Annotated in this window: 15 protein-coding genes; 9 read left to right on the top strand and 6 right to left on the bottom strand. The window is 73.1% G+C overall.

The annotated features are described in order from the left end of the window. Positions 1-2 precede the first annotated feature (2 nt). Positions 3-1,058 carry a cobalamin B12-binding domain-containing protein gene (locus J2S55_RS38170; protein WP_306871247.1) on the bottom strand — a complete coding sequence of 352 codons (1,056 nt, stop codon included), beginning with the start codon at positions 1,056-1,058 and terminating at the stop codon, positions 3-5. Continuing rightward, positions 1,055-2,677, bottom strand: a complete 1,623-nt coding sequence (locus J2S55_RS38165; RefSeq protein WP_306871243.1) for a PP2C family protein-serine/threonine phosphatase — start codon at positions 2,675-2,677, stop codon at positions 1,055-1,057. Before J2S55_RS38165 ends, J2S55_RS38170 begins: the two co-directional genes overlap by 4 nt. 389 nt (positions 2,678-3,066) lie before the next feature. On the opposite strand from J2S55_RS38165, the gene J2S55_RS38160 reads away from it, so the two are divergent. Beyond that, on the top strand, positions 3,067-4,254 hold the full coding sequence (locus tag J2S55_RS38160) for a L,D-transpeptidase (RefSeq protein ID WP_306871241.1): 1,188 nt from the start codon (positions 3,067-3,069) through the stop codon (positions 4,252-4,254). A gap of 129 nt (positions 4,255-4,383) precedes the next feature. On the opposite strand, the gene J2S55_RS38155 is transcribed toward J2S55_RS38160, so the two are convergent. Together J2S55_RS38155 and J2S55_RS38150 are read right to left on the bottom strand one after the other, a co-directional pair. After that, positions 4,384-4,626, bottom strand: a complete 243-nt coding sequence (locus J2S55_RS38155; protein WP_306871239.1) for a radical SAM family protein — start codon at positions 4,624-4,626, stop codon at positions 4,384-4,386. A 97-nt stretch (positions 4,627-4,723) separates the two neighbouring features. Continuing rightward, entirely contained in the window at positions 4,724-6,364 is a 1,641-nt protein-coding gene (locus J2S55_RS38150) for a DJ-1/PfpI family protein (protein ID WP_306871236.1), read from the bottom strand. A gap of 202 nt (positions 6,365-6,566) precedes the next feature. On the opposite strand from J2S55_RS38150, the gene J2S55_RS38145 reads away from it, so the two are divergent. Then, on the top strand, positions 6,567-7,253 hold the full coding sequence (locus J2S55_RS38145) for a DJ-1/PfpI family protein (RefSeq protein WP_306871234.1): 687 nt from the start codon (positions 6,567-6,569) through the stop codon (positions 7,251-7,253). A 111-nt stretch (positions 7,254-7,364) separates the two neighbouring features. Then, a complete protein-coding gene (locus tag J2S55_RS38140; protein WP_306871231.1) occupies positions 7,365-7,925 on the top strand; it encodes a GNAT family N-acetyltransferase in 561 nt (186 codons plus the stop codon). A 55-nt stretch (positions 7,926-7,980) separates the two neighbouring features. Here the strand turns inward: J2S55_RS38140 and J2S55_RS38135 are convergent, their stop codons facing one another. Continuing rightward, a complete protein-coding gene (locus J2S55_RS38135) occupies positions 7,981-8,133 on the bottom strand; it encodes a hypothetical protein (protein WP_306871228.1) in 153 nt (50 codons plus the stop codon). A gap of 43 nt (positions 8,134-8,176) precedes the next feature. Between J2S55_RS38135 and J2S55_RS38130 the strand changes: the two genes are divergently transcribed. From J2S55_RS38130 to J2S55_RS38105, 6 genes are all read left to right on the top strand, one after another. Continuing rightward, the gene (locus J2S55_RS38130; protein WP_306871227.1) at positions 8,177-9,202 is read left to right on the top strand and encodes an aminotransferase class V-fold PLP-dependent enzyme; all 1,026 of its coding nucleotides are present in this window, start codon (positions 8,177-8,179) and stop codon (positions 9,200-9,202) included. Then, on the top strand, positions 9,199-9,516 hold the full coding sequence (locus tag J2S55_RS38125; protein ID WP_306871225.1) for a DUF952 domain-containing protein: 318 nt from the start codon (positions 9,199-9,201) through the stop codon (positions 9,514-9,516). Before J2S55_RS38130 ends, J2S55_RS38125 begins: the two co-directional genes overlap by 4 nt. 189 nt (positions 9,517-9,705) lie before the next feature. Further along, a complete protein-coding gene (locus J2S55_RS38120) occupies positions 9,706-10,254 on the top strand; it encodes an NUDIX domain-containing protein (protein ID WP_306871223.1) in 549 nt (182 codons plus the stop codon). A gap of 70 nt (positions 10,255-10,324) precedes the next feature. After that, entirely contained in the window at positions 10,325-10,597 is a 273-nt protein-coding gene (locus J2S55_RS38115; RefSeq protein WP_306871220.1) for a hypothetical protein, read from the top strand. A gap of 92 nt (positions 10,598-10,689) precedes the next feature. Next, positions 10,690-11,097 carry an SRPBCC family protein gene (locus J2S55_RS38110; protein ID WP_306871217.1) on the top strand — a complete coding sequence of 136 codons (408 nt, stop codon included), beginning with the start codon at positions 10,690-10,692 and terminating at the stop codon, positions 11,095-11,097. 108 nt (positions 11,098-11,205) lie between these two features. Then, positions 11,206-12,213 carry an NADPH:quinone reductase gene (locus tag J2S55_RS38105; RefSeq protein ID WP_306871216.1) on the top strand — a complete coding sequence of 336 codons (1,008 nt, stop codon included), beginning with the start codon at positions 11,206-11,208 and terminating at the stop codon, positions 12,211-12,213. Between the two features lie 69 nt (positions 12,214-12,282). Here J2S55_RS38105 and J2S55_RS38100 read toward each other — a convergent pair whose 3' ends face one another. Beyond that, complete coding sequence (locus J2S55_RS38100) at positions 12,283-13,872, bottom strand: multicopper oxidase family protein (protein WP_306871214.1); 1,590 nt, start codon at positions 13,870-13,872, stop codon at positions 12,283-12,285. Between the last annotated feature and the right edge of the window lie 9 nt (positions 13,873-13,881).

Here is a 13,881-nt window from a genome sequence, read left to right as displayed (position 1 = left end):
CGTCAGATCTCCAAATCGGCGCCGGGGTCGTGTGCCGCCTCGATCCCCTGGACCAGCATGCGGCGGGCACGGGGAAAGTCTCGCAGCTCATCGTGGAAAATACGCAATCCCACCTCTATCGCCCTGGCCGGGACCCCGCGTGCCCGCAGCACGCCGCCGGTCCAGGTGATGAAGCCGGTGAACACCGCGGCGTCGTCGACGTAGAGGGCGGCGGCCAGGAAGTCGAGGATGTGACCGAGGTCTTCGGCGGTGGAGTCGAGCTGGTGGGCGCTGTAGGCGGCCATCGGCGGGTAGGCGCCGGCCAGGGCGCTCATCGCGCCGGTGAGCAGCTCGCCGCGGCGCCGCGTCAGGTGGGTGTACTCCTCGTCGGCCAGGTGGGCCGGCGCGTGCGGCGGCGCGGGGAAGTCCGGCAGGCCGCCGGCCAGCACGTCGGCGGCGGCATCGGCGGTGGGGGCCCAGCCGTCGGCGCCCAGCAGCCGGGCCGAGCGGCCGTCGGCGCCGAAACCGGATCCGCCGGCCAGGACGGGCACGCCGACGGCCTGGCAGGCGGTGAGCGTGGCGTGGGCCCGGGGCAGGCGGGTGGGCAGGGCGCAGCCCAGCGCGACCGCGTCGGGCCCGGTCTGGTGCAGGTGGGTGATCAGGTGCGGGCCGGGCACGCTGGCGCCCAGGAAGTCGACCCGCCAGCCGCGCAGGCGCAGCACCTCGGCCAGCAGCCGGGTGGGCAGCGCGTGGTATTCGCCGTCGGTGCAGGCGACGGTGACGCGGCCGAGGGTGGGCTCGGGCCGGATGCGGGCGGTGATCGCGGCTACGGCGCGCTCGCTGACGGCCGTGGCCCCGTGCTCGCGGGCGACCGACCAGCGGTTGGCCGCCCACAGCTCGCCGACGCGCCGCTGGGCGGGCGCGATGAGCTCCAGCAGCAGGCTCTCGGCCGGCACGCCCTCGCCCAGCAGGCCGAGCACCAGGTCGACGGCGCCGAACTCGTCGGCCCGGCCGATGCGCTCCAGGTAGTGCTCCCCGGCGGTGCGCAGATCCCCGGGGGACAGGCCGGTGGCGCTCACCGCGCGGGCCTGGCCTGTACGGCCAGCAGCGCCCGGTCGTCTTGGACGTCGCCGCCCAGCCAGTCGGTGCTGAGCTGCTCCAGCCGTTCCACCACCGCCGCCACCGGCATGCCCGCGCAGGTGGACAGGGCGTCCTTGAGCCGCCGCCCGCCGTACATCTCACGGCCGCTGGGGCCGCCGAAGGCCTCGGTGATGCCGTCGCTGTAGAACAGGCACACCTCGCCGGGGGCCAGCTCGACGGTGAGGGGGGTCACGGTGACGGTCTCCAGCGCGCCCAGCAGCGGGCCGCCGGCGGCGACCTCCCGCACGGTGCCGTCGCGGCGCAGGATGAGCGGCGCCGGATGCCCGGCCACGGCCAGGTCCATGCGCACCCGGCCGTCGGCGCCGGCCCGCAGCGCGCCCAGGACGAGGGTGAGATAGGAGTTGGGGACGGGGGAGGCCAGTAGGGAGCGGTTGAGCAGTGACGCCAGCCGCCCGGGGTCGGTCTCGGTCAGCAGCAGCGCGCGCAGCGACTGGCGGACCTGCCCGGCCAGGACGGCGGCGTGCGCGCCCTTGCCGCAGATGTCGCCCAGGACCACCAGCGGCTCGCCGGGGGCGGGAAGGAAGACGTCGTAGAAGTCGCCGCCGATCAGGGCGGCCTGCTGGGCGGCGCGCAGCGAGCCCGCCAGCTCCAGGCCGGGCAGCGTCGGCAGGGCCGGCGGCAGCAGGTCCCTGGTCAAGATCGCGTTGGTGGCGCTCTGCTCCTGATACAGGGCGGCGGCCGAGATGGCCGCGCCCGCGCGGGCGGCGAAGATCCGCACCAGGGTCTCGGCCTCCTCCTCGAAGGCCGGGCCGCCCTCGCGGCGGGCCAGCACCAGCGCCCCGGCCGGGACGCCGTTGCCGGGCAGCGGGGTGACGAGCAGGTGCTGGGCCTGGCCGAACTCCTCGGGCAGCAGCCATCCGGGCACCTGGGCGGGGTCCAGCCACCGGCTGGGCACGGGCGGGAAGCCCGCCAGCGCCTCGGCCAGGCCTGGCACCTGCGCGGTGGAGGCGGTGGTGACCGTGCCCTCCTGCAGGGCCTGGCGCCCGCCGGCCGAACGCAGCCAGCTCGCCTGGCGGCGCCCGGCCGGCGGCAGCACCACCATGGCGACGTCTGCCAGGAAGGAGACGGCCAACTCGACCGTGGTGCGGGCGCAGCGGCGCGTGTTGAGCGAGGCCGACAGCCTGCGGCCGGCCTCCATCAGGAACTCGGTGCGCCGGCGCTCGGCCAGCAGCGCGCCGGTCCTGGCCGACTCGGCGGTGACGTCACGCAGGTACCAGGCGTGATGGGCGATGCCGAAGGCCTCCCGGCGCACCCGCAGGAGCCGCTGCCCGTGGCCGACCTCCCGGTCCTGGCCCTCGGGGTGGTCGTGGTCGAACAGCCCGGCGGCCGCGCCCGAGGCGGCGGGGCGGCCGGGTGAGACCTCCGGCGCCATCCGCGCCGCCGCGGCGTTGACCATGACGACGGCGCCGTCGGCGCCGCACAGCACCACACCCTCGGCCGAGGCCTCCACGATGGCGCGCAGCAGCTCCTCGCCCGGCGCCCGGGACGGGTCCTGGTGCGTGCGATCGATGTCACCGACCGGCCGTACTGCGGTCATCACCACGCCTTCCGTTCCGGGTCGATCACGTCAGCCTAGCTTTCCGGCAGCCTAGCTTTCCGGCCCCGGGACGGGGCGGGCCGGTCGGCGGCCGCCGCGGCCGGCGGCGCCACCCGCCCGGGCCCCGCCCCCGATCCCCGCCCGGCGTCCGCCGGGGCGCGGGCCCACGCCGGGGAGGCGGCATCGGCCCAGGTGAAGGCAGCGATGACCGCACCGGGCGCCCCGGTGCGGCCCCTCGTGTTCCCCGAAGTCCCGGGCGGCATGTTATTCACACCGCAAAGTGACCTAAATGTGACCGAACTCTCCTCAACCAGGTGTACTACCTGCGCATCTCCTATTAGGGTCTTTAAACGCAGTTTGCTGTAGTGGGGGAGAAAGTTGTGTTAAACGTGGAACGTCGTGGTCTGAGGACACCGCTGGCCGGACTGGCGGTGGCGGCGGCGGCCGTACTTGCCACCTCCTGCTCCGGCGGGTCGGCCCCGACGGCCCCTGCCACCGACGGCCAGCGCGCCGCGGCGGCCACCACACCGGCCGCGCCGGTGATAAAGATCAGCCCGGCCCAGGGCAGCGCGACCGTGCGACCGGACAAGAAGGTCGTCGTCACCGCCGCCAACGGGTCACTTGAGCAGGTAACCGTGGAGAGCGGCGGCAAGCCGCTGGCCGGCTCCTTCGACGCCGGCCGGACCAAATGGGTCTCCAAGGCCCCGTTGAAACCCTCCAGCGAATACACCGTCTCGGCACGCGCCGTGGGCGGAACCACCGCCAGCAGCTCCTTCACGACACTCAAACCGAAGGTCGAACTGGCGGTGGCCGATGTGACCCCGGCACTGAAGGGGGAGAAGGTCGGCGTGGGGGCGCCGATCATCGTCACCTTCAACCAGCCGGTCAGTCAGAAGGCCGCAGTGGAACAGGCATTGGAGGTGACCTCGGAGAAGCCCTCCCAGGGCGCGTGGCGGTGGATCAACGACACCACCGTGATCTACCGGACCGCCAAGTTCTGGCAGCCCCACCAGAAGGTGACCTTCACCGCCCGCCTCAACGGCGTACAGGGCGGCAAGGACATGTACGGGGTCAAGGACTTCACCAAGAGCATCCGGATCGGCGCGGCCCAGATCGCCACCATCGACACCCGCAAGCACAAGATGATCGTCAAGCGGGACGGCAAGGTCGTGCAGACCATGCTGATCAGCGCCGGCAACGCCAGCACCCGCGAATACACCACCACCAGCGGCGTGCACCTGGCGATGGGCAAGGCCAACCCCGAGCGGATGATCTCACCGGGCCGCAAGAAGGGCGACCCCGGCTACTACGACCTGATGATCAACCACGCGGTGCGTTTCTCCAACAGCGGCGAATACGTCCACGCGCTGAACAACGTCTGGGCCCAGGGCCGCCAGAACGTCAGCCACGGCTGCATCAACTCCCGCCCCGACCAGGCCCGGTGGTACTACAACCAGGTCCAGCGCGGCGACGTGATCACCATCACCGGCACCGACCGGAAGATGGAGTGGAACAACGGCTGGGGCTTCTGGCAGCTGTCGTTCAAGCAGTGGGCCAAGGGCAGCGCCCTGGCCTGACCCCCCTTCGGGGCGGCCCCACCGGCACCCGCCGGCCGGACCGCCCCCGAAGAGGCCACCCGCACCGGAGGCGGCCCCACTGGGGACGGACCCGGCGGGTGGGCCTCACAGCAAGGTGACGGGTGGGCCTCACAGCAAAGTGAGCTGCCGATGGGCCGACAGGGCCAGCGGCAGCGGCTGCTCAGGACGGGTCGGGCTCATGCCGTAACGGGCGGCCAGCTGCAGGACCTGCCCGGTGACACGGCCGACATAGCCCGGATCGGCCTCGGCCCCCCTGGCGTACAGCTCGCCGTAACGCCCGGCCAGCGCCGGATGGTGCTCATCGAGCCAGGCCAGATACCACTCCCGGGCACCGGGCGGCAGGCGCAACACCTGCGGGGTGAGACTGACGGCCCCCGCGTCGCGGCCCGGCGCACCGTGGCGGCCAGCTGGTCGGGGGAGTCGGTCAGCAACGGCAGGATGGGCGCCATCACCACCCCGCACGGCACACCACGCTCGTTGAGCTCCGCCACCAGCTCCAGACGTTTCTGCGCGCCCGGCGCGCCGGGCTCCACGGTGCGGCGGATCTGATCGTCGACGAAGGCGATCGAGACCACCACACCCGCCCCGGAGCGGCGGCCAGCAACCCGGCGTCGCGCAGGATGAGCGTGCTCTTGGTGTGCACGGTGAACGGCGCCCCGGCCTCGCGCAGGGCGGCCACCACACCGGGCATCAGCCGGTAGATCTCCTCGGCACCCTGGTAGCAGTCACCGGCCATGCCCACGCGGACGTGCTCGCCGTCCCAGGCGGAGGCCAGCTCGGCCCGCAGCCGCCGCACGATGTTGGTGCGCACCACGATCCGCGAGTCGAAGCCGGTGCCGGTGTCCAGCCCCAGTAACGGTGGCCGCGCCGGACCGCGCAGTAAACGGCAGGCCTGCGCGCACCCCCGGTAGGGGCTCAGCGCCCATCCCTCGGCGGTGCGCTCCAGCGCGCCACGGGCCTGCACCTCGTAACAGGTCAGCCCACCGTGAACCCGGGTCACCGCGGTGCGCTCGATCCGCGCCGGGCCTCCGACGGCCCGGCGAGCAGGCAGCGCCTCCCATCGCATGCCGATCAGTGGAACACGTTTTCGACACCGCCCGCAAGGGGGACCCGCTGCGGCGCTGCTCAGCGGCCCGCGCCGGCGGCCTGACGGTAGCGGGCCGGCGGCACGCCGTAGCGGTCGGTGAAAGCCTGCCGCAGCGTCTCGGCCGAGCCGAACCCGCACCGGCGCGCCACCGCCGCCACCGCAGCGAGGTCGAGGCCAGCAGCTGCGCCGCCGCCTCGGCGCGCGCGCCGCGCACGTACCGCGCCGGGCTCTGCCCCAACCGGCCGGCGAACAGCCGGCCAGATGACGGCCGCTGACCCCCGCCCGCCGGGCCAGCGCCGCCGCCGACAGGTCGGCGTCCAGATGAGCGCCGACATACCCGACCAGAGCCCGCACCAGATCGTGGTCGGGCGGCGGCGCGGCCACGAACATGCTCATCTGCCGCTGGTCGCCGGGCCGCTGCAGGTAGGTCACCAGCCCGCGCGCCGCACGGCGGGCCAGCTCCGCGCCGTGGTCGTCCTCGATCAGCGCCAGCGTCAGGTCCAGCGCGCTGGTCACCCCGGCCGCGGTGCAGAAACGCCCGTCACGGATGTAGATCGGCGCCGGATCCACCCGCACCCTCGGATACCGTCCGGCGATCGCGCCGGCGTAGGCCCAGTGCGTGGTGGCGCGGCGGCCGTCCAGCAGCCCGGTCGCCGCCAGCACACCGGCCCCGGTGCACACCGAGGCCACCCGGCGGCTCTCCCGCGCCAGCCTCCGCACATGCCCCACCAGGCGGACGTCGGCGGCGGCCGCCTCATACCCCTGGCCGCCGGCGACCAGCAGCGTGTCCAGCGGCCCGGAAAGCCGCTCCAGCGCCTGCTGCCCGCGCAGGACCAGCCCGGAGCCGCAGGCGACGTCCCGGCCGCCCGGGCTGGCCATCCGGATCAGGTACGGCGGACCGGCGCCGAGCCGGTTGGCCACGTCCAGGGCGTCGGAGACGCAGGCGATGTCCAGCAGCTCGGCGCCGGCATAGGCCACGATCACGAACAGCCGCTCCTCCACGCCCCGACCCTACCTGTCCGAAAGACAGGGACCACAGGAAAACAGACATGCCGGCGCGGGCGGCTTGGCGCCCGCGCCGGAGCGGGCGAGGGTGAATACGGCCGGACCCGGACACCGGCGCCGACACCGGCGCCGGCCCCGGCGCGGGCGCCGCACCGGTGTCCACACCGACCCGCCACAACCCGCAGCCGGAAGGACAGATGTGAAGACCGTCGCGTTCGTGCTCTACCCCGGGATCACCCCCCTTGACCTGGTCGGCCCCCTGCAGGTGATGTCGGTGCTCGCCTTCTTCGACCCCTCCTACGAGGTGGTGGTGGCCGCCGAGACCCTCCAACCCCTGCAGACCGACACCCCGCTACGGCTGGCCCCCAGCCACACCTTCGACCAGCTCGACCGCCCGTACGCGGTGATCGTCCCGGGCGGCAACGGGCCGACCTTCGCCGCGATGGCCGACGACGGGCTGCTGGAGCGCATCCGCGCCGCCGCCGCGACCGCCGAGGTGGTCGGCTCGGTGTGCACCGGGTCGCTGCTGCTGGCCGCCGCCGGCCTGCTCCAGGGCCGCCGCGCCACCAGCCACTGGGCGGCCCTGCACCTGCTGGCCAAGCTCGGCGCGGTCCCGGTCGGCGAGCGCGTCGTGCACGACGGCCCGTACGTCACCGCCGCCGGGGTCGCGGCGGGCATCGACATGGCGCTGCACCTGGTCGGGCGCCTGGCGGGGGAGGAGACCGCCCGCCAGGTCCAGCTCATGATCGAATACGATCCGCAGCCGCCGCACGGCCCCATCGACTGGGCGGCCGTGGACCGCGCCGCCTACGCGCCGCTGATCACCGACACGCTGTCGGCCGCGCTGTCGGACCATCCACGGCTGCTGGAACGCCTCACCCGGTAAACGCCGCCCGCCCGCCCGCACTCGCACTCGCTCCGGCACGGGCGGGGGCGGGCTGAGGCGGGCGGGCTAAATACGTGGCCGACCGCCTGCCGGCCGCCCTAACCTGACCGGATGCTGAAGCCCCACCACCCGATCCGCACCCAGCGGCTGACCCTGCGCCCCTTCACCCCCGCAGACCTCGACCCCCTGCACGCCTTCCAGTCACTGCCCGAGGTCGCCCGCTACCTCTACTGGGAACCCCGCGACCTCGAGCAGGTCAGACAGGCCCTGGAAACCAAGATCACCCAGTCGGCGCTGCTGGAGGAGGGCCAGGCACTGGCCCTGGCGGTGGAACTGACCGCCACCGGCGAACTGATCGGCGACGCGGTGCTGTTCTGGCACAGCCGCCTGCACCGCAGCGGAGAGATCGGCTACCTCTTCCACCCCGACCACCACGGCAGGGGATACGCCACCGAAGCGGCCCAGGCCCTGCTGGAGCTGGGCTTCGACGGCCTGGACCTGCACCGCATCACCGGCCGCCTCGACGGACGCAACACCGCCTCGGCCCGGGTGCTGGAACGCGCCGGAATGCGCCGCGAGGCGCACCTGGTGGAGAACGAGATGGTCAAGGGGGAGTGGACCGACGAAGTGATCTACGCGATCCTGCAGCGGGAGTGGCGCGCCCGCCGCTGAGCCCGCCCCTCGACCCGCGGCGGCGGGGCGGCCGCCCTGACCGGCCGGGACGACCTCAGCCGGCCAGGGCACGGCGCGGGGCCACGGCGAGCCCGGCGATCCGCCACTGCGACACCCCGGCGGACACGATCACCCACGCCCCCTGGAAGGCCCCGCCCCCGGCCACGACGGTCACCGGCGCCCCCGAACCCCTCAGCCACCACCCCACCGGCGCACCACCACCCGACGGCCGGACCCGTAAAGTACCGGACATGGACCTGGCCCAGGCGCGGACACTGTGGAACCCCGACCCCGGCTGGCTCAACACCGCCAGCTACGGCCTGCCCCCGCGCACCGCCTTCGAAGACCTGCAACACGTCCTGGCCGACTGGCAGAGCGGCCGCAGCGACTGGAAACCCTGGGACGCCGCCACCGGCCGCGCCCGCACCGCCTTCGCCACCCTCGTCGGCGCCGACCCCGGCGACATCGCCATAGGCGCCACCGTCTCCCAGATGCTCTCCCCGCTGGCCACCACCCTCCCACCCGGCGCGCACGTCCTGGCCCCCACCGAGGAGTTCACCTCCAACCTGTTCCCCTGGGCTGTCTCGGCCGACCTGCGCACCGTCCCCATGGCCCACCTGGCCGAGGCCGTCGACGACCGCACCCACCTGGTCGCCTTCAGCCTCGTGCAGTCGGCCGACGGCCGCCTGGCCCCCGCCGAGGACATCATCACCGCCGCCCGCGCCCACGACGCCCTCGTCGTGACCGACGCCAGCCAGGCCTGCGGCTGGCTGCCCGTCGAGGCCACCCGCTTCGACGTGCTCGTCTGCGCCGCCTACAAATGGCTCATGGCCCCCCGCGGCGCCACCTACGCCTACCTGTCACCCCGCGCCCGCCGGCACATGCGCCCCGTCGCCGCCAACTGGTACGCCGGCGCCGACCCCGGCGGCTCCTACTACGGGCCGCCCCTGCGCCTGGCCGACGGCGCCCACGCCTACGACCTGTCACCCGCCTGGTTCAGCCAGGTCGGCGCCGCCCCCGCCATCGACCTGCTCAACCGGATCGGCGTCCCCGCCGTCCACGCCCACAACACCGCGCTGGCCGGCCGCTTCCTCACCGCCCTCGGCCGGCCCGCCACCGGCAGCGCGATCGTCACCGTCGACGTTCCCGACGCCCACGAACGGCTGGAGGCCGCCGGGATCCGCGCCGCCGTACGCGCCGGAAAGGTCCGCGCGTCCTTCCACCTGTACACCACCGACGACGACGTCGACCGAGCCGTGGAGGCCCTCACCCGATGACCATCCTGCACCTGGCCCTGACCACCGACTGGGAGGCCGCCCAGAAGACGGGGGAGTACCGCCACTCCACCCTCGGCCGCACCCTCGAACAGGAGGGCTTCATCCACGCCTGCGCCGACCACGCCCAGCTGCACGGCGTCATCCAGCGCTTCTACCGCGACGTCACCGACCCGCTCACCCTGCTGACCATCGACCCCACCGGCCTCGACGTCCGCATGGAGGTCCCCGGCGACGCCCCGGAGGCCTTCCCCCACATCTACCAGCCGCTCCCCGTCACCGCCGTCGTCTCCGCGACCGCCTACACCCCCGCCTGACCGCGACCGCCCGCCCCGCCGCCTGTCCGGCCGCCGGGCGGTCGCCGAAGGGGACGGCCCGCCAGAACCCCGCCCCGCCGCCCGCCCCGCCGCCTGTCCGGCCGCCGCCCCGGCGGCCGGGCAACCCCCCGGACCGGCCACAACCCTTCCCGAAACCCCACCCCGGCCCCGCCAGTAGGCTCCTGCACCATGACCACCCCACCGGAACCCACCATCCGCACCCTCGACTCCACCGTCGTCTACACCAACCCCTGGATCACCCTGCGCGAAGACCGCATCCAACACCCCGACGGCACCCACGGCATCTACAGCGTCCTGGACAGACCCGACTTCGCCCTCGTCATCCCCATGGAGAACGACGGCTTCCACCTCGTGGAGGAATACCGCTACCCCATCGGCCGCCGCAGCTGGAGCTTCCCCCAGGGCAGCGTCCCCCACAGCCCCTCACCCCTCGACACCGCCCACACCGAACTCACCGAGGAGACCGGCCTCACCGCCGCCTCAATGACCCACCTCGGCCGCCTCGACACCGCCCACGGCAACACCGGCCAGCGCTTCGACGCCTTCCTGGCCACCGCCCTCACCCCCGGCACCCCCAACCGCGAACACACCGAACAAGACATGCGCCACGGCTGGTTCCCCCGCACCGACCTCGAACAGATGATCATCAACGGCGTCATCACCGACAGCTGCTCCATCGCCGCCTACACCCTGCTCCTGCTCCACACCCCGCGATGAACCGCACCCCACCCGACAACAATCCCGCCGACACCGCCCCACCCCACCCCCCGCCGGGTACGCTCACCCCATGTCGAACCTGATCGTCATCCTCCTTCTGACGGCGGTCCTCGCACTAGTGATCATCGGCCTCATCGTGCTCGCCGTACGGATCGCCCAACGCCCCCGCAACACCCTCGTCGGCGGCGGCATCGGCCCCGAACTCCTCCAGCAGGTCCTCCACCTCAAAGCCACCGGCCAATTCGACCAAGCCGTCTTCCTCGTCCGCGGCGAGACCGGAATGAGCCACCGCGCCGCCGCACGCCTCGTCAGGAAAATCCGCCCCACCCCACCACCGGCATGACCCCCGCCACCCCCGGCCCGCACCCCACGGATGGACCCGCCCCCAACGGGTAAGCGCTCACTCAACGGCACCCACACCGAGGAGTGAGACCCATGAGCGAACACGAACGCTCCCGCACCATGCCCGCACCGGCACAGACGGTCTTCGACCACGCACGCGACCTCGACCGCCTCGACCACTGGCTCCCACAGGACCTGCACGTACGGCCCGACATCCTGCCCGCCGTCACCGTCCACGAAGACAGCACCGGACAAGACGCCCACGCCCTCATGCACGCCGACCCCGACCAGCTCCGCATCGAATGGGGCACCCGCGACGACGGCCGCTACGCGGGCTGGCTCCAGGTCGCCGACAGCGGCACCGGAGCCAGCGAGGTCACCATCCACCTGTCCTTCTTCGACGACGAACACGCCCCACCCGACGACGACATCGACCACACCCTCGACGACAGCCTCCAGCGCCTGGCCGACGAAGTACGCCCGCACACCTCCACCGGCTGACCCCACCGGACCAACCTCCCCCCACCCCGCCACAGACCCCCGCGACACCGACCACAGCCACCCCCGGGCAAGACGCCGACCGGCACCCACCTGCCAATACTGGTGACCATGAGCACCGACACCCCGCCCCACCTGCCCGACACCATGCCCACCGCCCACATCAACGCCCTGGGCGGAGCAGACCTCATCACCTACGGCGAACTACCGACCCCCACACCGGGCCCCAACGACGCACTGGTCGAAGTCGAAGCCCTCACCGTCAACCCCGTCGACACCCTGATCCGATCAGGGCGCTACCCCACCCCGACCCCCTTCCCCTTCATCCTCGGACGCGACCTGGCCGGCACCGTACGCCTCACCGGCTCACCCACAGTGCCCTTCCGGCCAGGCGACAGAGTCTGGTGCAACAGCCTCGGCCACGACGGCCGACAAGGCTCCTTCGCCAGATTCGCCCTCGTCCCGGCCGACCGCCTCTACCACCTGCCGGCACAGGCGGACCCAGCCACCGCCGTCGCAGTCGCCCACCCGGCCGCCACCGCCTACCTCGGCTGGTTCGTCCACGCCCGGCTACGCCCCGGCCAGACCGTCTACATCGCCGGCGCCGCCGGCAACGTCGGCCGCGCCGCCACCCAGATCGCCGCCGCCGCAGGAGCCCGAGTCATCGCCGCCGCCCGCCCCGCCGACCACACCGACTGCCTCACCAACGGCGCCGAGGCAACCGTCGACCACCGAGACACCGACCTCGCCCGCCGACTCACCGAACTGGCCCCACAAGGCATCGACATCTTCTGGAACACCTCCGGACACCACGACCTGGACCTGGCCGTACAGGTCACCGCCCCCGGAGGGAAGATCCTGCTGACCGCGGCGGCCGACAACACACCCCGCCTACCGGCCCGCCCCTTCTACACCCGCGACCAGAGCCTGCTCGGCTTCGTCATCAGCAGAGCCCGCGCCGACGACCTCGCCGACGCCGCCAAACTGATCAACCGGATGCTCCGGACCGGCACCCTCACCCCCCGGATCGCCGGGCACCTGCCCCTGTCGGCCACGGCCGACGCCCACCGGCGGATCGAATCCGGCACAGTACGCGGACGCCTCATCCTGCACCCCTGACCCGCGACACCCCACGCCGGCGAGACCCGCTCCGACGACGCCCGGACCGCCAGGCACAGCACACGACGCCTAGACGATCTCAAGGTTGGCCATCATGCCCATGTCCTCGTGCTCGGCGTTGTGGCAGTGGAACAGATAACGGCCTCGATAACCGTCGAACCGGGAGATGATCTCCACGGATTCACCGGGACGCAACGAGACGGTGTCCTTCAGCCCCGCGTCATGGGCCAGCGGCGGCCCGCCACTGCGCGAGAGCACCCGGAAACCGACCAGATGCAGATGGACGGGATGATGGACGTCGGCGACGAACCGCCAGACCTCGACGTCGCCGAGCCGGACGGTGACATCGGTGCGGGCGGGATCGAACGGCAGACCGCCGATGAGCCAGCCGTGACCCGCACGCATCCGCCCCGCGCGGAAGGCGAACTGGCGCACCCTGACGGCCTCCGAACGCCGCCAGAGCGGCAGGTCGGCAGACAGGACGCGGGGGATACGGCTGCCGTCGGCGGCCCTGCGGACGACACGGAAGGCCATCACGTCGCGGGTACGCCCCGAACCCAACCGGTTGACGACCGTGACGCGGCCGCCGACCGGCACATGCGAGAAATCGACGACCAGGTCGTAGCGTTCGGCCGGTGCGATCGGCAGGAACCGGTGGACGACCGGCGCGGCGAGCAGTCCCTGATCGGCGCCGACCTGGACGAGGTCGAGCCGGCGCCCGTCGTCGAGAACCGCTTCCAGCTCGTAGTGCCGGGCGTTGGAGGCGTTCAGGACACGCAGCCGGTAGCGGGCCGCGTCGACCTCGTGCACCGGCCACGGGGCGCCGTTGACCAAGATGACGTCGCCGAGGACCCCGGCGAGATAAGACCCGCCGACGCCCGGCCGCTCTCGCAGCGTGGGGTCGACAGCGGGGTAGTCGAGACTGCCGTCGGCGGCGAACGCCCGGTCGGTGATCATGAGGGGCAGCTCACGCGGCCCCGCCGGCAGGCCGAGCGAGTCCTCGGCGTCGTCACGCACGAGATGCAACCCGGCCAGCCCCCGCCAGATCGCCGGAGCGGTGAAGTCCATCCGGTGATCGTGATACCACAGCAGCGCCGGCCGCTGCTCCAGCGGGAAGGTGTAGTCCCGCGTCAGCGTGGTCAGCACCGCCCGCGGATCCTGCATGCCGTGCGAGGAGCCGTGCGAGGAGCCGTGCCCCATGCCCACGGCGGCGCCGTGCCAGCCCTCGGGCACGACCAGGTCGGTCGGATATCCGTCGGAGGCCGCCGGGGTCCGCCCGCCGTGCAGATGCACGACGGTCGGCACAGGCAGGGTGTTACGGTGCGACACGGTGACCGGCCGGCCGCGACGCGACTCGATCGTCGGCCCCGGGAAGGTGCCCTCATACGTCCACAACGGCGTCTTCACCCCGGGCAGGATCTCCGCACTCGCCTCACGCTGGGTGATCTCGTAACGGTCGACGCCACCCGAGGTGCTGACCGGCCTCAGCACGGCGGGAATCGGCAACGGCACCCGGAAGGGCGCCGGCAGCGGCACGGCGCTGCGCAGCTCGGCACCGGTGACCGGCGGCCGCCGGGCCAGCGCGGCCGAGACCGACAGCCCGCCGGCCGCCACCACCCCGAGCGCCCCGCCGATGCCCAGCACCCGCCGCCTGCTCACACCACCGCC

This window comes from Streptosporangium brasiliense, assembly GCF_030811595.1.
Taxonomy (GTDB): domain Bacteria; phylum Actinomycetota; class Actinomycetes; order Streptosporangiales; family Streptosporangiaceae; genus Streptosporangium; species Streptosporangium brasiliense.
This window is presented reverse-complemented; position numbering and strand designations above follow the sequence as displayed.